Here is a 21,354-nt window from a genome sequence, read left to right on the forward strand (position 1 = left end):
TGCCTGCTCCCGCCGGTCCTGCCTGGGCCACTCGGTGGCCGGACCCGAGCAGGCAGGCGACGCCTTGGCGCGGGCGCATGATCGTGGCTCGGGCACGGTCATGGTGCTCGGCATCATCGCCGTCGCCCTGTGCCTTGCGCTCGGCGCCACCGGGCTGATCCAGGCCCAGGCCGCCGGCGGTCGGGCCCGCGCTGCCGCCGACCTGGCCGCACTCGCCGGGGCGACGGCGCTGACCTCCGTGGTCGCACCGGCCGACCCCTGCGCCACCGCCCAGCGAGTGGCCCGGGCCAACGGAGCCGAACTCGCCGCCTGCACCGTCGACGGCGAGGACGTCACCGTGGCGGTCGGGGTGCCCACCCGGATCCTCGGAATTCCACGCCGGGCCGACGCCGCCGCCCGCGCCGGACCGGTCAACCCGCTATGACCGGTGGCCGGGTGGGTGCGTCACGGTGGCGACCCTCGCCCGGTTGACGGTTGTGCGCACCTCGTTGGTACCCGGCCGGGTTCGCCCGGCGCCGGAGGACCCGCCGACCGGTGCCGGGTGGCTCATAGTGGGCACCGAGCGGCGCAAAACCGTCGCGCCGGTGGTGGCATACCGCGGATGCCGCCACCGACGCGGGCGGGTTTTGGGGCGAGCGCCCCCGATGATTGGGGCGCCGTGGGGCCGTGCCAGGGCGTCGTGACATGAGAAGGTGGGATGGTGAACGCATCTGTCGTTTTGCCCGTGGTGGTGGCCTGTCTTATGGCCGTCGCGTCCGTTGGCGTGGCCGTCTGGCCCGCCTCCGGCTTCGCTCGGGGCTACGTAGACCGGTTGGAACAGGCCTCAGAAGAGGACGCCGGTCGGAGCGACGCTGTCGGCGGCAGCGGAGCCGATGAAACCGCCGACGCGGAGGGCGACGCCGAAGGCGGGGCCGTTGTCGGGCGAATCGCTGAAGTGGCTGATGCGGAGGCCGAGCCCACCGGCGCGGGTGGGATGACGGCTGTGACCGCTGTGCGAGTCCGCTCCCGGGGTCTGCTGGAACGCAGTCCCCAGGGCGTGTTGGCGGCGATCCTGTGCGCGGCGACGCTGGCGTGGGGGCTGAGCCGGAGCGCGCCGGTGGACACTGCGATCGCGCTGCCGGTGGTGGCGCTGCTGGGTGTGGCCGGCAGCGTCGACGCCGTCTGCCACCGCCTGCCCGACCGCCTGCTCGGCTCCGCCGGCCTCTGGCTGGTTGTGGCCATCGCGGGGCGCAGCCTGGTGCGCCTGGTTACGGTGGAGTCGGTGCATGCGGCACTGTGGCCCGCGGGCCGGGCAACGCTGTGTGCGCTGGGTGCCGGGGCCGCCGTCTTCGCGATGTGGCTCATCCCCGCCTCCGGCATGGGACTCGGGGACGTCAAACTATGCGCCCTACTAGGGCTGTGGCTGGGCTACACCGCGGTGGATTGGGTGGTCGCCGGCCTGCTACTGGGCTTCATACTCGCCGGACTCGTGGCCATCGGACTTCTAATCACCCGCCGGGCCGGGCGCAAGGACATGCTCGCCTTCGGGCCCTATCTGGCCACGGGCGGCTGGCTCGCCTGGCTGCTGGCCATGGCCTGACGCCGCGTCGAGCGCAGGGTTCCCGACGCCGCCGGGCACTTCCATGAGCTCAGCGACCTGACGCCGAACCGGGCACGGGACGCCGTTCGAGGCGGCCGGGCCAATGTCACCGGCGCTCTACGCCGCCGTCTTGGCGGTGGCGTTTGCGGGCACACAACCCGGGGAAGCGTCTCCGCCACCGTGCGAACGAACCCCGACGGAATTACGCGGCCGCGACGTCGTCGGGGATCGCATCCAGCAGCAGTTGCAGCAGTGCGATCGCGCCCGCCTTGTCCAGCGGCTCGTTGTTGTTGCCGCACTTGGGTGACTGCACGCAGCTCGGGCAGCCGGCGGTGCACGAGCACTCGGAGACCACTGCGAGCGTCGCCTCCAGCCAGGCTCGCCCCGCTCTGAAGCCGCGCTCGGCGAAGCCGGCGCCGCCGGCCTGGGCGTCGTGCACGAACACCGTGGGCGTCAGCGTCTGCGGGTGCAGCGCCGTCGACAGCCCGCCGATGTCCCAGCGGTCGCAGGTGGCCAGCAGCGGCAGCATGCCGATCATGGCGTGCTCGGCCGCATGCAGGGCGCCCGGCAGCTGCGCCGCCTCCAGCCCCGCGCGGGCGGTGAGCTCCACCGGCACCGTCCACCACGCCGACGCCGTCGGCAGCACATGCTCGGGCATGGACAGCGGATGCTGAGAGACCACCTCCATGCCCGGCAGCGCCAGCTTGTTGTAGCCGACCACCTGGCTGGTGACCTCCACCGAGCCGAAGGCCCACACCACGCCGTCGGCCCACTGCTGCCGCTCCCGCTCGGCGACTATGCGCACCGAGCTCTGCTCGCGCGCCCGCGTGCGATACCCGACCGCCGCCTTGCGGCTGACGACGGCCGCCTCCTCGGTCAGCTCCTCCACCAGGTAGGTGCGGCCCTGGTGGATGTAGACCGCCCCGGGGTGGACGGTGGAGTCCGCGGACGACCCGGACACGGTGCCGACGACGGCGCCGGTCGACTCCTCCACCACGGGCACGTCCGCCGGCCCGTCCCCGCGCAGGGAGGTCAGGTCCTGTGCCCGGCCCGGCAGGTTGGTGTTCCAGAACCAGCCGGTCGGGCGGCGTCGCAGCGCCCCGCGGGCGGCCAGCTCCGTCAGCAGGGAGTCGTCGGGCAGGCCGAACAGAGGCAGGTCCTCCTCCCGCAGGGGCGACTCCGAGGCCGCCGCGCACAGGTGCGGGGCCAGCACGTAGGGGTTGGCGGGGTCGAATACGGTGGCCTCCGGCGCGGCGAACACGTCGTCCGGGTGGTGAACCAGGTAGGCGTCCAACGGGTTGTCGGAGGCGATCAGCACCGCCACGCCCCGGCCGCCCGCACGCCCGGCCCGACCCGCCTGCTGCCACAGGCTCACCCGGGTGCCCGGCCAGCCGGCGATGATGACGGCGTCCAGGCCGGTGACGTCGATGCCCAGCTCGAGGGCGTTGGTGGTGGCCAGCGCCCGCAGGCGGCCGCGGCGCAGATCCTGCTCCAGGGTGCGGCGCTCCTCGGGCAGGTAGCCGCCCCGGTAGGCGGCGACCGTGTCCGCCAGCTCCGGTTGGGACAGGCCCAACGTGTGCCGGGCACGCTCGGCCACGATCTCCGCGCTGCGGCGCGAGCGCACGAACACCAGCGCCCGGGCGCCCACACTGAGCAGGTCCACGAGCAGCTCGGCGGCCTCAACCACCGCGCTGCGCCGCGCCGCCGGATCCTCCGTCGGATCGTCCGTGTCCGGGCCGACGGGCGCGGCGGGCCGGGAGGCGGGGGATGGCGCCGGTGGGCGTGGCGGGCCTGCCTGGCTGGTCGGCGTCTGCGCCGAGGAGGGATCGCCTTCCACCGAAGATGCGGTTACGCCGCCCGGGCGGTTCAGGTAGGGGTCGGCGGCGGGGAAGTCACTCGCCTGCGCCAGGGCCGCCACCGAGTTCTCCCAGGCCGCCCAGGGATCCAGCAGGGCCGGCTGCCACAGGGCGAGGGTGTGCTCGCCGGTGGGGGCGGCGTCGTCGGTGATGGCGGTGATGGCCTCGGGATCCGCCCCGATCAGGCGGGCGGCCGTGAGTGCCGGCTCGGCCGCCGTCGCCGACGCGCACAGCACCACGGGCTCGGGGCCGTGCGGGCGCAGGCGGCGCACCAGCCGCAGCAGCCTACGAAGCACCAGGGCCACGTGGGCGCCGAGAATGCCGCGGTAGGCATGGCACTCGTCGACCACCACGTAGCGCAGCGAGCGCAGCAGGCGGTTCCAGCGCTCGTGGCCGGGCAGGAGCGAGAAGTGCAGGAAGTCGGGGTTGGTGAGGACGACGTCGGCGTGGGCGCGGGCCCAGTCGCGCTCGGGCAGGGGCGTGTCGCCGTCGCAGGTGGCGGCGTGCACGGTGCGCAGTGAGCCGCCCGGGACGCCCGCCTCGCGCTGAACCGACTCCAACTCGGTGATCAGGCGGTCCAGGGCGGCAGCCTGGTCGGCGGCCAGTGCCTTGGTCGGGGACAGGTACAGGGTGGTGGGGCGACGCCCGTAGGCGGAAATACGGGCATCGGTGTCTGCGCGTTGGGCGGCCAGGACCGCCGAGAGGGCGGGCAGCCAGGCGGCCAGAGACTTGCCCGAGCCGGTGCCGGTGGCGAGCACGGTGTGGCGGCCGGTGTGGACGGACTCGGCGGCGGCAACCTGATGCGTCCAGGGGCGGTCTACGCCCAGGCGGGCGTAGGCGGCGATCAGGTCGGGGTCCGCCCAGGCGGGCCACTCGCCGTGGCGACCGGGGCGGGCCGGGGTGCGCTGTAGGTGAATCAGCCGGCTGTCGCGCGCGCCGATGCTTTCGAGCAGGTCGGTGAGGTCGCGCGCGGGCGAGTGCGGCTGGGTGGTCATGGGGCAAGTGTGCCGCAGGGGTATGACGGGAACGATAGAGGGGGAAGGCGCGGCGAGGTGGGGAGAGCGGCACGGGCCCCGAGTGGAGTCGGTGTGGGCTGCGCCGGTTCTGGCCGGGCCGTCTGGGCATTGGTCCTACACGGGCGCAGTCCTACACGGGCACGAATCGCTCGCCAACGTCTCCCATAAGGGGCAGACTCGGGGTATGGCGAGACCCTGGCGCAATGATCGTGTGCAGATTCTGCGGTACTGGTGGATGTTGGAGTTGTTCGACCCCCAGCCGGTCCCCAAACTGACCGGGCGCTCGCGGCGCCCACAGAGACGTCAGGTCATTGAATGGCGTTTCGGTGACCCGCTGCCCTGGCAGACGCTACCCACACCCGCGCCGCGTGGTAACAAACGCTCGGTATGGCGGCACACGGTGTACCTGGGCGTATACGAGTTGGAAGAGGTATATCGATTCCTGCATCGCGTCTTCGCCGATGATCGTGACGCCTACGACCAGCGTCGCGCGGGTGTCAGCGCCTGTGCTGCGGTGCAGGTCGACGAGCGCGGAAGAGTGGTGGAGGGGTCGGCGGTGCTCTCCTCTGCGCTGTGGGCGGTTGCCCAGATCAACAGCACGGGCGCGGCGCCGGAACTGCAATGGTCGAGCGGCTTCGCCAATGCCAATCAAGCTTTTGGCGACCAGGTGGACGTGGCCGAGGGTATGCGCCGTGATGCAGTAGGCGCGGATGAGCCACTTCCACAAGACGCCGCTTCCCTGCAAAGACTCCTGGGTATCGCCTACGGTGCCGCCGGGGTAAGTGGGAAGGAACCTTTCTTCAGCGGCCGAGTCGTCATTTCATCGAGTCTCGTCGCTGAAGGCCATGAAGACGCCAGTGCGGATACCGACTTCCTCAACAGCTTCTTCCTTACCGAACTGGCAGCAGTGCAGCGGGGCCTGGAAGGTGGATATTGCCCGAAGGCGCTGGCTGCCTACCTGACCCCGGACCGGTCGATCTCGGACTTGGACCGGATCGACGTCATAAGGCAGGACGGTCCGGTCGAGACGGCGGTCGGTGTCGACAGACTGCCGCTGGGGTGTTGGCCCTCGGAGCCTGAGCATCCGCTGGCACTGCGCCAGCAGTTCGCGGTCAACCAGGCTCTGAACAATCTGCCTGTCGAAGGCGGCATCATGGGTGTCAACGGTCCTCCCGGCACCGGGAAAACGACAATGCTGCGCGACATCCTTGCGGGGAACGTGGTTGAGCGCGCGCGTCGCCTTGCCGCTCTTGACAGTCCCGAACACGCATTCACCGGTATCGTCCACCGCTGGAACTCTTCAGATGGGTATCCGCGCCGGGTCCGTCAACTACGGCCGGAACTGACCGGCTTCGAGATGGTCGTCGTCTCCGCTAACAACGCCGCTGTTGAGAACATCAGCGTTGAGATCCCCGCGCGCGATGCGATCGCTCCCAGATGGCGCAACGAGGCCGATTACTTCTCTAACATCGCCACAGCGGTTATGGATGACAACAATGGGAGCGGAGCGGGCCAACCGCGCCAGGGGGCCTGGGGACTGGTGGCCGCGCGGCTGGGGAACAAGCGCAACCGGGCGGCCTTCCGCAACGCCTTCTGGTTCGACCAGCAGGACTGGAAGACGCGGACGCCAGTGCCGGGAGGTGAGCGCATGCAGACGCGTTTGAAACAGTGGAAGGACGACAAGACACAGGTCAATTGGGAGGAGGCGCGGGCGGACTTTCGCCGATCCGAGCGGCGCGTCGAGGAGTTGATCGGGCGGCGGCGCAGAGCGCAGGAACGGCATTACCGGTTGGAGTCCGCGCGGCAGAAGGAGGCCGAGCTGGCCGGGCAGGTGCGTCGGCTGGCGGAAGAGGTGGCTGTGGCCAACATTCAGGTGCACGACTATGAGCCGGCGGTGCGCCGGGCATTCTCGGAGCGCTCCGAGGCAGAAAAGGCGCGTAAGCGGCAGCTTGAGTCCCGCCCCGGGGTGCTTGAAACCATCTTCACCCTCGGACGGGCAATCAGGCAGTGGCGCTCGCGTCTGGATCCCCTGGAGGACCGGCTGCGGCAAGCGGAGCGTAACTGGCAGGAGGTGAGTGGGCAGGCCAAGCGGTTGGAGGAATGGGCTCGTGAACTGTCGAATCAACAGGCGCGGGCCGAGGAGTCTTGGGAACGAGTGTCTGGGGAGGTAGCCGAGCTGCGCCGTCGTGTCGCGGCCGATCAAGAAGAGTACGGCCGCGCCTATCCGTTCCGGACGAGAGACCGGGCGGAACGTGAGATGCGTGCACCGTGGCTAGATGAGGCCCTGGACGTGGCCCGCGCCGAACTGTTCCTGGCGGCCCTGCAACTGCACGAGGCTTTCCTGGCGAATGCGGCCGGAGACATGCTAAATGGGTTGCGCGCCGCGATGGATGTCGTCGGCGGTGACAGCCCCAGCCAGCTCGAGGAGGAGAAGATACGGGCCGCGTGGCAGACCTTCTTCATGGTTGTGCCCCTGGTGTCGACCACCTTCGCCTCATTTGGGCGGATGTTTGCCGGTCTCGGCGCGGAATCGCTCGGCTGGCTGCTGATCGACGAGGCCGGGCAGGCCTGTCCACAGCACGCCGTCGGGGCGATCTGGCGTGCGCGGCGGGTCGTGGCGGTGGGGGATCCCCTGCAGCTGCAGCCGGTGGTGACGATGCCGCGCAAGGCGATGCGGGATATCGCCAAGGGCCTCGGCGTCTCGGAGGCGTGGATTCCGCCGGAGGCCTCCGTGCAGACTCTCGCCGATCGCGTGTCGCACTATGGCACCGTGCTGGGGCGGAGCGAGGACCGGGCCTGGGTGAGTGCACCGCTCACCGTGCACCGCCGCTGCGATGATCCGATGTTCAGCCTGTGCAATCAGATCGCCTACGACGGCATCATGATCAGTGGAGTGCAACGCCGTGTGGATGATCCCGAGCGTCCGGACCTGTTCGACGGCCCGGAAGGTCCGCGGATCAGCTCCAGCCGCTGGTTCGATGTGCCGGCCACGCAGCGGGGAACTCACCTGCAAGAACGGCAGATCGACTGCTTGTGTAAACAGCTGAGTGGGCTCATCGGCCGGGGCGTCGACCCCGCGCGGATCATTGCGATCTCCCCCTTCCGAGAGGTCGCTGACAAGCTGAGCGGGCTGGCGGCGGAGCGCGGGATCATGTCGGGCGGCACGATCCACACCGCACAGGGGCGGGAGGCGGACGTGGTGTTCCTGGTCCTGGGCGGTGATCCGGGTGCGCCCGGGGCCAAGGCGTGGGCGTCGTCGACCGTCAACCTCATCAACGTCGCCGCGAGCCGGGCTCGAAGGCGCCTGTACGTGATCGGCGACCGCGCGGCGTGGATGCGGTATCCGTACTTTCACGACCTCGGTGAGGTACTCGACTTGCGCTTATACACCGAACCCTGTGAACCCTACTAGGAGGATGAATACTGTCATGTCCCACCACAAGAACTGCGAGATCGCGTCAGGGCATAGGTGTGTATGCCGTTGTGGCGGCGCGCTTCACGGCGCCATGTTTGTGCGTGCCATCTACTATTCGGATGGGTCCAGTCGATCAAGAGCCATCGACTACGCTAATCGGCGGAGGTGGGTGCAAATGCGCGTGGGCCAGGTAGGGTCGACGGTTCGAAAGACAGTTGCTGTTCGGCGTCAAGCTGTCAGCGGTATCCTGAGCGAATTCGTCATCAATGCGATCGAGGCGTCCGGGAACGGGCGGTCGGATGTCATAGAAGTCCTGGCGAAGAGACTCTCGGACGATATCGCGGGTGAGATGGAGCAAAACCTTAGGAGCGGGCCGTCGGCTCGTCGCGGCGATCGGCACCTGTGGTGCGTGGTGCTCGCAACTATTTGTCGGCTGTATGACGAGACCTTTGCGTTCTCGAAGAAGACTGTTGACGACTTGGTTGATGGTCTGCTGAAACAGCTGTCGCGAGAGACCTCAAGGGACCTGGGTGAAGAGACTAGTTCTAGAGATCTCTACTCCTACCGGCGCGGGTGTCGTGTCATTGCAGCTTTTGAACTCGCGGAGTATGAGTTTCTTGGTGTGCTGGCCAAGCGGGCGATCGATTCCGTCCTGGCTGCTATGAAGCAGGTCGGCGAGGAGGCTGTTATGCGTCAAATGCGTATGATGACGGCGGTTATGTGCCCCGATCCCGACCGTCATCCGGACGTCATCAAGTACTGCATCTGGCCACTGCTTTCCGGACCCTTTCGTGAAGCGCTCGAGGAGGGAATCGAAGAAGAGATGCGCGTCTGGTTGCGTAACACATACCCCTGCGTGAGGACGCATTCATGAAGAGCGGGGCAGACGCAGGAGCGTGATCGCTGTGATGAGCGATGCGTCAACCTGTGTGCAACTTACCTGCGCTCCCTAGGTGGTCGCGGGCGCGTCCCGCCGGGAGAACCAGGCTCCGTGTGTATGGAGGTGCGGGTGCGGGATGCTGAACGCGCTGGTTCTGCGTAGCAGACGGGTCTCGGTGACGGGCACAACGGACACCACCGCCCCGGCGTGGATGCTCGTAGCCGGGACGGTGAGACCGCCGAGCGACCTCCACCATCGTCCGTGACAATCCGGCGCCATCAGTCGTGGCCGGTTGCCGGCGTCCTCAAGGGCAGGCCAGCGTGCTCGCGGTCTATCTCGCGTCCTCGAACTAGCACCGCTGGAACAGGACACCCCGCCAACCACGCCGGAGAGAACCCGCGGGCGAGCCGAGAGTGGCTGATATAGCGGCACCGTCAGCGTCAACAGCCCCTAGTCCATCAAGGTCCGGCGGAATACCAAACCACCTTCCAGCGGCAACCGCCCATCACGCCTACAAACACGAAGAGCCGTCAACAGGGCTGAAGCTCATCGATCCGTGGGCGGCATGAGTACCGGTTCGATTGGTGCCTCGGGCGGCATCTGACACGATGGACATGCGCGTCGAATCACTCGGCTCGCTTATCGAGGCGGCCCTGGCCACGGCCGCTGACGGGGCCGTATACGGGCGCGGCCAGGGCCTGGTGGACGCGGTCGGCGAACTCCGAATCGCCGACGGCGAGGCTACCGCCACGGTTTCCGGCACCTTCCCCTATTCGGTTCGGCTGACCTGGCAGCAGGATGAGGATGGCGGGGTCGCGGGCGATTGCAACTGCCCGCACCACGCCTCGGGAGCCTTCTGTAAGCACCTGGTGGCCGTCGGCCTGGCCGTGCTGCAAGCGACCAAACGCTCCAGCGCCCTCGTGGAGGCGGAGCCGACGGGGTGGAGGAACCAGCCCCTGAGGGCGACGTGGACACCGCCGTCGAGACCTACCTGAATGGCCTGGATGTGGACCAGCTGCGCGAGCTGATCCTGAATCTCTCCGACTCCAATGCGGAGGTGTTCCGCTCGCTGAGCACGACGGCGTCCCTGGTCGGTGGGGATGTGGAAGCGGTTGCCGCGGACCTGTTGGCGCAGGCTAAGTCTGTCACCGGAGTGCGCCGCTTCCTCGGCTACCGGGACGCCATGGACTACGGCAAGGACGTGAGTGACGTCCTGAACGAGCTAGAGCCCCTACACGATACTGCCGACGGCGCTAAGGCAGCGGCGCCCGCACTGCTCCACATCACCACCCGCCTGCGCAAGCAGATGGAGAGGAACATCGACGACTCCAGTGGCGTAGTCGGCGGGGGCTGCCAGCGTGCCGTTGACCTGTACGCCCGCGCCGGCTGCGCCAGCCCGCCCGAGCCTGGCAAGCTCGGACGCTGGCTGGCGAAGTTCCGGCTGGACTCGCCCGGCTGGCCCTCGGTCACCCTGGCGGAGTTCCTGCCGGCGCTGGGGGACAAGGGCCTGAACGTCTACCGGCGTGCGGCGGCCAAGGCGGAGGCGGCCGCCGAGGCCGCGGGGAAGAGCCCGGACTTTGACCTGAAGCGGATGCTGCTGGAGCTGGCCGATCACGACGGCGACGTCGACCGCGCCGTCCAGCTGCTGAGCCTGGGTGAGCACGCCGAGTACGGGGCAATCGTTGAGCGGCTGCTCGCGGCGGAGCGCCGTCGGGAGGTGATGGCCTACCTGGACCGGGCGGTAGCCGAGGGGCGTGTGTCCACCAGCAACCTGGACTACTGGCGCAGGCGGGGCGGCGGCTACTGGATCGATCCGCTGCGTGCGGCCGAGCTGTACCGCGAGGACGGGCGCGACGACGATGCGCTGGAAATGGCCCGTGCCCTGTTCCGTCGCGCGCCCACCCCGGAGATGCTCGACGTCCTCACCGCCGTCGGCGCCTGGACGGGCCGGGAGGATGCGGAGCGGGAGGAGGCGCTGGCATGGGTCGAGGGACAGTCCTGGCGCAGCGGTGACCCGATGATCGAGCTGGCGCTGCACGTGGGCGACGTCGAGCGGGCCTGGGCAGCCGCCGACCGCTGGGGCGTCGGCTATGCCTGGCGGCAGCTCGCCGACATCACCCCGCAGCCGCGCCCGGACGACGCCATCGCCCTGTACCGCCAGGCCATTGAGGAGACGCTCATTCCGGTCGGACGGAAGGCGGCCCGTGAGGCGGCGGTGCTCGCCACCCGCATGATGGCGCTGGCCGCGGCCGCCGACGGCGCGGAAGGCGTGTACGGGGTGGCCCAGCCCTACGACGCCGCACCCGAGGACAGCCGCGTGGCGGGTTGCCGCGCGTGGCTCACCGATCTGCGCGAGCAGTACCGGCGCCGCCCGACCGTCCGCGAGGAGCTCGACCGGGTCGGGCTGTGAAGCCGGGGAGGCGGTCGTTGGTGCCCGGGGGCGGAGTCATCTACTACGCAGGATCGTGCTGTAGTACGCCGGTTAGGCGTTGATTGAAGGGCTGCGGAGCCTTCAGCGCAGGTCTAACCGGCGTAGCAGACGCCGAAGAGGCGTACCCAATGTGCCCTGCGGCCCCGCAGTCTCGGCACCTGTAGGCCGCGGCGCCGCGGAGGACCGCACCGTCAATCACCACACCCCCAAACCGGAAGAGCCCGTTTGTGCTGGTGGGGCGGTGCGGGCGGTGTGGGTGCCTCCGGGCGGGCTGGCCCGTGTGCTCGGTGAGGATCGTTGTGCTCAGTCAGGCGTCCAGGGCCGTTTCCGCGGTGTTGGGGGCCTGGTTGTCGGTGGTTGAAGGGGGGTGGGTCTTGCGCCGCCCCTGGTTGGACCGCTCACGCGCGGTTGGACCGCTGTAACCGGCGTCTACGGCGGTCCAACGGGGGGACAGCGGTCCAACTGACAGGCTCAACAGTTGCACACCACCACCCAACCGCACACCGCCACCCGAGCACTCACACAACAGGACCTAGTTATTTCGATTGTTTCGAACTGCTGTCATGATTGCTACATGGCTGCCACAGCTGCGCAGGTGCAGACGACCCTGCCGCCCGAGGACCTTGAGGCGATGCTGGATCTGTCCCGCTTTCTGGGGCAGGTTGCGGAACCGGCTGCGCTCGTCGGGCCGGACGGCCAGACCGAAGGTCTCCCGGCGGAGGTGCATCTAGTAGCGGAAGTAGCCGGAGAAGCGGTAGTAGCTGACTTGCGATAAGAACCTGCGGCAAGCGTCGTCGTCATCAATGATGAGGCCGCGGCGGCGAAGTCGTGCCACCTGGTCTTCTAAGCTGAGCCAGGTCTTCGACATTGAGCCTGCTCCGTCCAGAGCAGAAAAGGCCCCAGCCATTTGGGCGTGGCTGCGATGAGTCATAGGCCTGGCTGGGGGCGATTGACTCCAGCGTAGGCACCAACGTGCCGACGGCGCACGCGTTTGCGGATGTGAGTTGTGTACCTTCACGCCCACGGTCTCGCCTGGCGCACGGCGACGAGCAGGTGGTTCCCGCTGGCGGCGCGAACCACCCGGAACCAGGATTCGCTCACGCCGCCCCGCGCACACCTTCCAGCAGGGGGCTGGCCTGGCCGGACCAGGAGATGGCCAGTTGGTCGCGGGCGCGCGTGGCGGCCACGTACAGCAGTGAGCGCTCGCGCAGCAGGGCGTCGTCGTGATCGGCGTCGGAGTACTCCTGCTCCCGCAGGGACCGGGGGATCGCCTCCACGGACACGTCGAAGAGCAGTACCTTGCGGAACTCCAGCCCCTTGGCGCGGTGCATGGTCATGACCACCGGTCGGCCCCGGCCGACCGCCTCACGGTCCACCGGGCGCACCTCCACGCCCCGGTGCGCCAGGCCGGTGACCACGTTGTCCCGCTGGTAGCGGTCGCGCACGAGGATGGCGATGGACTCGGGGGCGCCCGCCCCCGCGGCATGGTCCTCCTCAAGCCACAGGTTCAGCAGCGCCGCGGCGTCGTCGAGTTCGGCGACGTGGTCCTTGGCGTGCAGAAGCAGCGGCTCGGGACCGGAGCGTGGAGACACGTAGTGGTGCTGCTCGGCCTGCCCCTCCAGGTCCTCGAAGGTGCCGCGCTCCAGGATCTCGAAGGCCAGGTCGAGGTTCTGCCGGGTGGTGCGGTAGTTGCGCGTCAGCCGCCGCGAACGCCCCCGCACCTGAATGCCGTAGTGGCTCAGCGTGATCTTCTTACCGTAGATCCGCTGGTGGGAGTCCTCCGCCAGGAACAGGTCGTCGGGACCGGGCTCTACCAGCGCGCGCAGCAGTTGCAGGTGCGCGGGCGTGAGGTCCTGGGCCTCATCCACCAGCACATGCCGGTACGGCCGGGGCACTCCGTGCGCCGCCTGCGCATCCAGCCAGGCGGCGGCCAGCGCCAGCATCTCTGCGAAGGAGGCGACGCCGAGCTCGGCACTGCGGTCCCGGTACTTCTCGATCACGTTCCACACGGACGCCCGCTTGCGCCGGTCCAGCGCCACACCACGGCCCGGCCGCCGGATGCGCAGGTACTGCTGGAGGGTGGTCACGCGGTGCGGCAGCACCACCAGTTCGTACTCCGACTCCAAGAAATCCGTGGAGCGCAGGTTCTCCGGCAGGTCATCACCGGTGAGGGTCAGGGCGTCGTCCCAGAGGTTCTTCCGGGTCACGGTCAGCACGTTCGTGCGCCGCCTGCCGAGCACCTGCGCGGCGGTGTCTGCGATGGCGTCCCCGGCCCGCTGAAGAATCGCCCGGGCCACCTTGTCCAGGCCGCTGATCATCAGCCCGGGCTGCCCGACCTGTTCGGTGAAGTTGAGTGATGGATCGAGTTCCGCCACCTGGCGGCGCAGGTCGTCGGCCAGGTTGCGCGTGTAGGTGGTCAGCAGGATGCGCGGCTCCTGCCCGGCTGCGGCGTCACGCCTGGCCAGCTCGACGGTGCGGTGTACGGCGACGACGGTCTTGCCCGTCCCGGCACCGCCGGAGATACGCATCGGTCCGTTCGGGCGACTGTCCACCAGCGCCCGCTGCTGGGGGTGGAGGAAGACCTGCCACTGGGCGAAGGTGAGGCCGTCGATGGCGCGGCGCAGGTCCTCATCGTTCTCGATCCAGGTGAAGGAGGAGCGGGCGGCGCGCGTACGCAGCCCCTCAATGAGCTCCGAGTCGGAGGAGCCGGCGGCCACCTGCTCCGGGCGACGCAACTGGAAGTCGTCGCGGACGTCCTCGATTGTGGAGCCCGTGGCCAGGGCGAGCAGCGCCTCCCCCTGCCAGGGCACCTCCGCGGTGGTGGCCAGGTCCAGCAGCTGGGATTCGCGGGTGGCGGCCAGCGCCGCGGCGGCGAGCGTTACGTCGATGCCGAGCTCGTCGCGCAGCACCTCGATGCTGAGGCCGTCCGGCCAGGTGGGGGCGGCATCTCGGCTGGCGACGACGACGGCGTCCGGCAGGGGCTTCGGTGCGGCATCCGGGGCGAGCGCGGTGGTGCCCCCCGTTCCGGTGGCGGCCCCGGCCCCCGTTGCCGGACCGCCCTGCACCGCCCCCGCGGTCGGCTGCACTGGCGATCCCGACGTCGCGGCGGAAGCGGCGTCCTGACGCGCCTGCGCGTTGGCGGCCTGGAGGCGGGCGGCCTCACGCGCGATCTCGGCGGCCTCGCGCTGGGCGGCATCTAGCTTGGCCTGGGCCTCTCGCCGGGCCTGCTCGACGGCGTCGGCGCCCTGCGCAATGGCGTCCTGAATCCGGGTGACCTCGGTGGTGCCGTTGGCGGGGTTGATGCGGACGGTGACGGACTCGGCGATCTTGATCGCGTCGTCGTGCGGCCAGATGCCGTGGAAGACGTATACGGGCTCGGCGTCCGCATTCAGCTCGAACAGCACCGCCCGGTAGAAGCCGGTCACCCGGGCCGTACGCACGCGCCGGTCCCGGGCATTCCGGATCGGCTCCACGTGCAGCCCGGAACTGGTGGAGTCGCCCGCGAGCTTGTTCAGAAACGGGCCGATCTTGGCCTGCAGGGACGGATCCTTGGCGGTCGCGTCCTTGACCTTGCTGCTGGGCCAGACGATTGCGGGCATATCAGTGTTCCTTCAGGAGTGCGGAGACTTCTGCGGCGGTGGAGGCGGGATCGGCCCCGGCGACGACGGCCCTCCAGCCGGCCGCCTGCAATACTGCCACGTCGCCTTCGAGCGGCTGGCAGACGACGGCCACCCGCTGCGCCTTCCATGACAGCTCGGTCATGACGCCGTCGGCGGCCTCCTGTCCCTCGCCGTCGCGGGCAATGCCGGCCCGGGCCAGGTGGGGTACCAGGGCCAGGACTTCCTCGGGCATGAGCGTGGTGTCGACGGCGTCCCAGCCGAGCTCATGCATGGCTGCGGCGGAGACTCCGCTGCCGCTGACGGCGGCTTCGGCGGCGGCCCGCTCCTGCAACTCGGTCAGGGCCAGGGAGGTGGTGGTGATGGTGACGGGTGCCTGCGCCAGGGCGAGCACGTTGCTCAGTCGCAGCCAGGTGCGCCAGGAGTCGGCGTGCGCGGGGGAGGCCAGCGCGTCGGCGGAGTCGTCGAGGACGAGCGCCATGCCGGTGGTGGCGGTGCCGGTGAGCTGTATTGCCAGGGACAGGTGATCGGCCACGAACACCGAGCAGGAGGTCTGGGCGGAGATGGTGGTCGGCTCGGGGAGCCTGCTGCCGGGGCGCAGTGCCCGCAGCGCCTCCCACAGGGGGTCATTGGTCGGACTGGTGGCGGGCGCATACCGCATGGCGGCGCTCCCGGCCAGGGGCAGGCGCCGGGTGGCGCCGAGGATGAGCGGAGTCCAGATGGAGTCGGCCAGGGCGCTGAGGGCCGTGCCGGTAGGACCCTGGCCGTCGGCGTCGTCCAGCAGCATGGTCACCAGCAGCTCCATGGGGCCGCCCCGCCAGGCGGTCAGGGCCTGCTCGGTGACGGCGCCCGCGCGGGCGGGGCGCGGCATCCCGGTGCGCAACTGGGCGACGGCGGGATCGTCGAGCCAGGCGGGCTCCCACGTGCCCGTCAGGTCCTCAAAGCCCAGGGAGATGACCCGGTAGCCCTGTGCGCGCAGACGGGCCCGCTTGGCGGCGTCGTCGGCGAGCCGGTTGTGGGACAGGCTGGCATGGTAGCCGCGGCCGTCGGTGTAGACGGCGATGGGGGAGCGGCCCAGCGGCCGCTGGCAGGTGAAGTCGGGGCGGGTGCCGTGGGCGTCGAGCTGCGGGCGGATGCGCCACCTGCCGCCGTCCAGGTCGAGCGCGGGCGCGCCGGAGGGGCTGGGCACGGTGGTCACATTCATGGTCTTGCTCAGGCGCCGGGCCAACACCGTGCGGAAGCTGGCCTCCAGGGGGCTCTCGCCGACGCCGGCGTGTACGGCCTCATCGGTGACCTTCCAGGTGGGCACGTGCGGGTCGAGGTCGGCGAACAGTTCCTCCTCATCCATGCCCAGCAGCTGCCGCAGCGCGTGCAGCGCGGCCACGCGAGTCACCCCGGCGGATGTCGCATGGGGCTGCAGGCAGCGGTGGCACATGGCGGTTTCCTCACCGCGGCACGGGCAGTCCTCCAGGTGCCGGCCGGTGGTGACGATCAGCTCCCACAGTCGTTCGGGGCCGTCGAAGTCGGTCAGGTAGCCGGTGCCGCCGGGAACCGCGTCGTGCAGGAGCAGGGCGGGCCGGGTCTCCCCGGCCTCGCCGTCGGCCACCGGGTAGGGGACGGCGGTGATCTCCAGGTGGTCGGGGGCGCCGCCGGTCAGCAGCTCCAGGCCGAGCAGGATCGCGGAGGCCAGGGAGCCCAGGCCCTCCTGGTAGCCGACCAGCCCCACGGGGAGCACCAGGGCGATGGCCTCGGTGGTCAGCTCCCGCATCAGGTCCACCTGGATCACGTGCTCCTTGGGGTCGGTGCGGTGCTCGCACCAGGGACGATGCTCGGAGGGGCTGGAGGCGCCGGTGTCCGTGTCGAGCTTGCCGCAGGCCTCGCACAGGCGGAAGTCACGGGAGGAGACCGGCAGCGAGGCGACCTGGTCCACCGCCTGCCCCGCCAGGGCTCGCCCGGTGTTGAGCCAGCGCAGGGCCAGGCCGCGGTAGCGGACCAGCCCGAAGCCGGAGGCGTTCACGCTCCACTCGCGCTCGACCCGCTCCGGGTTGAAGTCGGCCAGGGGCAGCACCTCGAAACCGGTGCGGATGCGGTCCTCGCTGCCGTCCCCGATGCGGGCGTCGTCCTTGGAGACGTCGGCAAAGACCCGGTTCAGGCGCAGCACGCGGCGGGCGCGCCCCACATCGGCGATGGCGGTGTCATGGCAGCGGGGGCACTGCGCGGGGGCAGCGGGTAGATCCTCCTGCGGGGGCCGGACGTCCACGTAACCGCAGGCCTGGCAGCACAGCCACCACTGCGCCTGCCCACTCAGCCCGGAGCCGTCAACGCCCTGAATACCCATCTCCATGCCGTGGGTGTAGAAGGTGGCGCCGGGCGCGAACTCGCTCAGGGCGTGGACGGAGGGACGGTCGATGTCGTAGGGCTCGGAGTGGAACTCGTCGGTCTCCGGATTGCGCCAGGACACCCGGGCGGACAGGCGCACCATGTCATCGATCAGGGCGTAGTTGGGCAGCACCCCGTGCCGTTCCAGGGCGGAGACCCAGTGCTCCTGCTCCAGGTCCAGCAGGCGGGCCTCGACGGCGCGCCGGGTGCCCTCGGCGGCGCGCAGGGCCCGTCGGTCCTCCTCGGTGGGGTTGGGCCGGAGCGTGGCGGCCTGCAACTCGGGCAGGGCGTCCTTGACCTGCTTGTGCTGGCGGCGCAGCTGCTCGGCCTCGGTCCGGTGCTCGGCCACGGCCCGCTGCAGCATATCCCGGGGGCCGGCGCCGTCGTCGTGCCGGATCCAGGTCTCCAGACGGGTCAGTGCCGGGGTGCGGTCGGCGAAGGTGGCGGCGAAGGTGCGTGCCAGGATCGCCCCATCGCGGGAGATCCGCTCGCATACGGCGCCTATGAAGGAGTCGTCGTTGGCGCTAAGGGCGGTGCGGGCGTTGCCGCTCCCGTGCCCGGCGGAGGGCACGGCGGGGTGGTTCTCCCGGGTGAGCACGTCAATGACGTAGGCGATGAACTGGCGGCGCAGGATCTCCTCCGCCCCCAGGTAGGTGGATGGCGGCCTGACCGAGCCGTCCAGCAGGTTGGCGGGGTCCTTGAGCAGGGGCAGTTGCTCGCGTCTGCCGGGCACATACGCCAGCGCCAGGGCGGAGCCGTTGCGCCTGCCCGCACGCCCGACCCGCTGCACGTAGGAGGCGACCGTGTCCGGCAGGGAGCCGAGTATGACGGTGGACAGGTCCCCGATGTCGATACCCATCTCCAGGGTGGGGGTGGCCACCAGCACGTTGGGGTCGCCGGGCCGCTGCACGGGCCGCTTGAAGCCGGCCTCCACGGCGGCGCGCTCATCGGCGTCCAGCAGGGAGGTGTGCTCGTGGGCGTCCACGCGCCGCACATGCGCACCGGCGTACATGTCCCGGTAGAAGCTGTCCGCCTGGTGCGCTCGGGCCGCAAGGGTGCCGGGGCAGTCGGCGGTCAGGCAGTGGGCGCCGTCGAGCTGGTCCACGGTGGCGACGGCGGTCGGCAGCTGGCTGCGGCAGGTGTCGCACACCAGGAGCAGTTCATCGCCGGTGGCGTCGTGCAGCGGGGAGACGATGACGCGCTCGGCGGGGATGCCGTAGACGGTGCCGCCGGTGTCGGTTGTGGTGGCGGAAATAATCTCCGCCTTCGCCAGGTCGGCCAGCAGGGCGCGGGCGAGCCGGGCGGCGTGCGTGGGGGTGACGTGCAGGCATTTGCGGGTCCAGGTGGCGTACCAGGAGCGTGAGGAGCCGACCGGCACGAAGGCGGAGCGGCGCGTGTCCAGGCTGCCGCCGACCTCCGGGAAGGCGGGCGCGGTGCGGCCGGCGGGGAAAGCGGGCTGCCCCTGGCGCCGGTTGCGCTTGTACCAGATCCACAGGCGCTTGCCGTCGTCGCGCTTGTAGCGGGTCAGCCATTCGTGGTCGATGGCGCCGTCCCGGCGCATGTGCTCCAGCGTGCCGCGCACCCAGGCGAGCAGGTCCCTATCGGAGACGCCGTCGAATCCGGGCAGGGCCGACTGCTCGCCACCCTCACCGAGGGCCGCGCGGGCCAGACGGGTCAGGGCGCCGGCGCGTCCGGCGGACACGTGCACGGAGACGGAGCCGGTGGCCTCCAGGGTGCGCCCGTAGGTGGACTGGAGGCCGACCTCCAGGGCGATGTCGAACAGAAGCCGACGCCGCACATAGTCCTGGGCGGTGCGCCGCCTGCGGGCGGTGGCCTCCGGGTCCCAGTAGGGCTTGAAGCGCTCATGCTCGACCAGGGCGGAGGGGACCAGCCGGTAGCGGTCGAAGGCGCTGGCTCTGGCGGCGTCGAGGGCGGCGTCCGCCCAGGCGTCGATCGGCATATCCGCCCGCAGGGCGCCGCGCAGGGCGGAGCGCAGGCTCATGGTGTGGGAGCGCTGGTCCACGAATCCGGCCCGGTGGGCGGCGTCCTGCACGGAGTCGGTGAAGATCAGGGCGCGCTTCTCGGCGTCGTCGAGGGCGTCGTCGCCGAACAGCGTGGTCAGGGAGACGGACAGGAGGGTGGCGACGGCGGAGCCGAGGAAGCGGATGGAGTCGGTGGCGCCGCAGGAGGGGCACATGTCGCGGATGGAGCCGTCGGCGACGGCGCGCTCGTCCCCGGTGAGGGTGAGTACGGGCAGGAAGCGGCCCTCCCGGGTTTCCAGGTCGGCGTCCTGCGGCGGGCGGGTGAGTAGCTCGCGGCCGTCCACGGAGTACCAGCGCAGCCCGGGGTGGCGGGCCTCGGGGCTGGGGTCGCCGGCGTCGAGCCGGGCGCGGTAGTCGGTCTCCTCCCCGGGGGCGTGCAGGAGGGCGCGGAAGCGCGGGTCCCCCAGCAGGTGGTCGCGGCGGACGGTGGACTGGTCGTGCTTCTCGCCCTGCCCGGTGGGGGCCAGGACAATGCCCCATCCGGAGCGGCCGCAGGAACGGCAGTACACGGCGGGGCGGGCATCCGGGCGGTCGTCCTCCTCGGTGGGGGCGGGGGCGTCGTCGGACCACCTGAAGGCGGGGCGGGCGTCCAGGGCCCGGTCGATGCGGGTGACCTCCCGAATCCACATGGTGACTTCGACGCCGACGGCGCCGCGGTCCGGGTTGCCGTCCAGCCCGGCGCGGATGGTGGACAGCGCCGCGAGGATGGTGGCCAGGGCCAGGCGGGCGGTCTCCGGATCGGGGGCGGGTCCGAACAGGCGGTAGGCGAGGTCGCTCAGGGCGGTGGCGTGCTCGGCGGCGCTGATCAGTTCCACCACGTCGGGGTGGGAGTGCAGGGCGGCCGCGAGGACCGGGGCGTAGGGGAGCGCCTCGGTTGGGTCGACCGGATCGGCAGCGGCAGTCTGGGGTGAGCCGGGGGCCGCCAGGGCGGCGTCGTCGGGGGTGCCGACGGCGTCGGGACGCCGGTACAGGGCGGTGACGACGCGGGCGAGCAGGTCGGCGGGGTCGGGGGAGCCGGCAAGGGCGAGGCCGGCGAGGGCCTGGAGGGCAGGCGCGGTGAGGTTGCGCAGGTGGATCGGGGTGCCGAGCACGCCGGCGGGGACGGCGGCGCGGCGGGAGGCGGCCCACTGCTCCAGGTCGGCGCGGGTCTCTAGGACGACGGCGTCGGCGGGCATGTCCACCCCGAACACGTCGCGGGCGAAGGCGAGCATGCGGGAGGGGTCGCCGCCGTCGCCGAGGGTGGCGGAGGTGGCCACGGGGCAGACGGGCCCGAGCGGGGAGGTGTCGAAGGCCTGCCGGCGCGGGTCGTCGTCGGGCAGGAGGTCGCGCAGGGCCAGGCCGAGGCGCCGCAGCAGCATGGCCACGTCGGTGCCCTGGGCGCCGTCGTAGGTGTGGAACTCGTCCAGCACCAGGTAGGTGAGGGAGGCGGCGGAGGCCCGCCACAGTTCGCGGTCCTCGGGGCGCAGCAGGAGCTGGTCGAGCATCTTGTAGTTGGTCAGCAGGATGTCCGGCGGGGACTTGCGCAACTGGTGGCGGTCGGTGATGAGGGAGTCGGCGGTGACGCGGCTGTGGTCCTGGGCGGTGTCACCGGTGTAGAGGCCGGCGGTGACACCTGCCAGGGCCGGGTCGGTGGCGAGCAGGCGGGCGAGGCGGGCGGCCTGGTCGGCGGCCAGGGCGTTCATCGGGTAGAGGATGAGGGCCTTGATGCCGGTGATGCCCTGGGCGCGGGCGCGCAGCACGTGGTCGAGGACGGGGTGGAGGAAGGCCTCGGTCTTGCCGGAGCCGGTGCCGGTGGTGACGATGGTCGGCTCGGGGCGGTGGCCGCCCTTGGTGGTCAGGCGACGGTAGGCGTCGGCCTGGTGCCGGTAGGGGGCAAGGCCGGGGTCCCAGTCGAGGGCGTCGGAGCGTGCGCTCGCGGGCAGGTAGGGCAGGCGCAGCCGCACGTAGGGGCCTACGAAGATGCCCTGCTCGGGGTCCTGGAGGAAGTCGGCGAGGGCCCGCCGCGGCTCCGCGTCCGTGAGTGCGAAGTTGGTGGAGAGGTAGTCGACGATGGAGCGGCGGATGCGTTCGGCCTGGAGGCTGGGCAGCAGGAGGGACATGGGTCAGCCTCGCGGGCCGTAGGGGCGGGGGAGGGGACGA

General features: G+C 70.6%; 11 protein-coding genes. 6 read left to right on the forward strand and 5 right to left on the reverse strand.

Annotation, left to right across the window (positions count from 1 at the left end):
• Positions 1-34 precede the first annotated feature (34 nt).
• Both BN1056_RS04665 and BN1056_RS04670 read left to right on the forward strand, forming a co-directional pair.
• On the forward strand, positions 35-424 hold the full coding sequence (locus tag BN1056_RS04665; RefSeq protein WP_342343934.1) for an Rv3654c family TadE-like protein: 390 nt from the start codon (positions 35-37) through the stop codon (positions 422-424).
• Positions 425-700: 276 nt separating this feature from the next.
• Positions 701-1,579 carry a prepilin peptidase gene (locus BN1056_RS04670; protein ID WP_210579458.1) on the forward strand — a complete coding sequence of 293 codons (879 nt, stop codon included), beginning with the start codon at positions 701-703 and terminating at the stop codon, positions 1,577-1,579.
• A gap of 202 nt (positions 1,580-1,781) precedes the next feature.
• On the opposite strand, the gene BN1056_RS04675 is transcribed toward BN1056_RS04670, so the two are convergent.
• Complete coding sequence (locus BN1056_RS04675) at positions 1,782-4,430, reverse strand: DEAD/DEAH box helicase (RefSeq protein ID WP_210579459.1); 2,649 nt, start codon at positions 4,428-4,430, stop codon at positions 1,782-1,784.
• 205 nt (positions 4,431-4,635) lie between these two features.
• On the opposite strand from BN1056_RS04675, the gene BN1056_RS14940 reads away from it, so the two are divergent.
• The 4 genes from BN1056_RS14940 (at position 4,636) to BN1056_RS04695 (ending at position 11,156) form a co-directional block, all read left to right on the forward strand.
• Positions 4,636-7,863 carry a DEAD/DEAH box helicase gene (locus tag BN1056_RS14940; protein WP_210579460.1) on the forward strand — a complete coding sequence of 1,076 codons (3,228 nt, stop codon included), beginning with the start codon at positions 4,636-4,638 and terminating at the stop codon, positions 7,861-7,863.
• A gap of 178 nt (positions 7,864-8,041) precedes the next feature.
• Positions 8,042-8,740: a hypothetical protein gene (locus BN1056_RS04685; RefSeq protein ID WP_210579462.1), complete on the forward strand. Its 699-nt coding sequence runs from the start codon at positions 8,042-8,044 to the stop codon at positions 8,738-8,740.
• Between the two features lie 620 nt (positions 8,741-9,360).
• Positions 9,361-9,741, forward strand: coding sequence for an SWIM zinc finger family protein (locus BN1056_RS04690; protein WP_210579464.1), 381 nt, complete (start codon positions 9,361-9,363; stop codon positions 9,739-9,741).
• A complete protein-coding gene (locus tag BN1056_RS04695) occupies positions 9,714-11,156 on the forward strand; it encodes a hypothetical protein (RefSeq protein ID WP_210579466.1) in 1,443 nt (480 codons plus the stop codon). The genes BN1056_RS04690 and BN1056_RS04695 overlap by 28 nt, the downstream gene beginning before the upstream one ends.
• A gap of 328 nt (positions 11,157-11,484) precedes the next feature.
• On the opposite strand, the gene BN1056_RS04700 is transcribed toward BN1056_RS04695, so the two are convergent.
• The 4 genes from BN1056_RS04700 to BN1056_RS04715 form a co-directional block, all read right to left on the reverse strand.
• Positions 11,485-11,652 (reverse strand): hypothetical protein, encoded by a 168-nt coding sequence (locus tag BN1056_RS04700; RefSeq protein WP_210579468.1) that lies wholly within the window; start codon positions 11,650-11,652, stop codon positions 11,485-11,487.
• 252 nt (positions 11,653-11,904) lie between these two features.
• Positions 11,905-12,045, reverse strand: a complete 141-nt coding sequence (locus BN1056_RS04705) for a hypothetical protein (protein WP_210579470.1) — start codon at positions 12,043-12,045, stop codon at positions 11,905-11,907.
• A gap of 229 nt (positions 12,046-12,274) precedes the next feature.
• Positions 12,275-14,776 carry a UvrD-helicase domain-containing protein gene (locus BN1056_RS04710; RefSeq protein ID WP_210579471.1) on the reverse strand — a complete coding sequence of 834 codons (2,502 nt, stop codon included), beginning with the start codon at positions 14,774-14,776 and terminating at the stop codon, positions 12,275-12,277.
• A gap of 1 nt (position 14,777) precedes the next feature.
• Positions 14,778-21,314 (reverse strand): DEAD/DEAH box helicase, encoded by a 6,537-nt coding sequence (locus tag BN1056_RS04715; protein WP_210579472.1) that lies wholly within the window; start codon positions 21,312-21,314, stop codon positions 14,778-14,780.
• Between the last annotated feature and the right edge of the window lie 40 nt (positions 21,315-21,354).

Origin of the sequence: Actinomyces succiniciruminis, assembly GCF_900002405.1 — a bacterium.
GTDB classification, from domain to species: domain Bacteria; phylum Actinomycetota; class Actinomycetes; order Actinomycetales; family Actinomycetaceae; genus Actinomyces; species Actinomyces succiniciruminis.

Coding starts and splice junctions, on each gene's coding strand:
- BN1056_RS04710 (WP_210579471.1), bottom strand. CDS start 14,776: ATGCCCGCAATCGTCTGGCCCAGCAGCAAGGTCAAGGACGCGACCGCC.
- BN1056_RS04675 (WP_210579459.1), bottom strand. CDS start 4,430: ATGACCACCCAGCCGCACTCGCCCGCGCGCGACCTCACCGACCTGCTC.
- BN1056_RS14940 (WP_210579460.1), top strand. CDS start 4,636: ATGGCGAGACCCTGGCGCAATGATCGTGTGCAGATTCTGCGGTACTGG.
- BN1056_RS04705 (WP_210579470.1), bottom strand. CDS start 12,045: ATGTCGAAGACCTGGCTCAGCTTAGAAGACCAGGTGGCACGACTTCGC.
- BN1056_RS04690 (WP_210579464.1), top strand. CDS start 9,361: ATGCGCGTCGAATCACTCGGCTCGCTTATCGAGGCGGCCCTGGCCACG.
- BN1056_RS04685 (WP_210579462.1), top strand. CDS start 8,042: ATGCGCGTGGGCCAGGTAGGGTCGACGGTTCGAAAGACAGTTGCTGTT.
- BN1056_RS04715 (WP_210579472.1), bottom strand. CDS start 21,314: ATGTCCCTCCTGCTGCCCAGCCTCCAGGCCGAACGCATCCGCCGCTCC.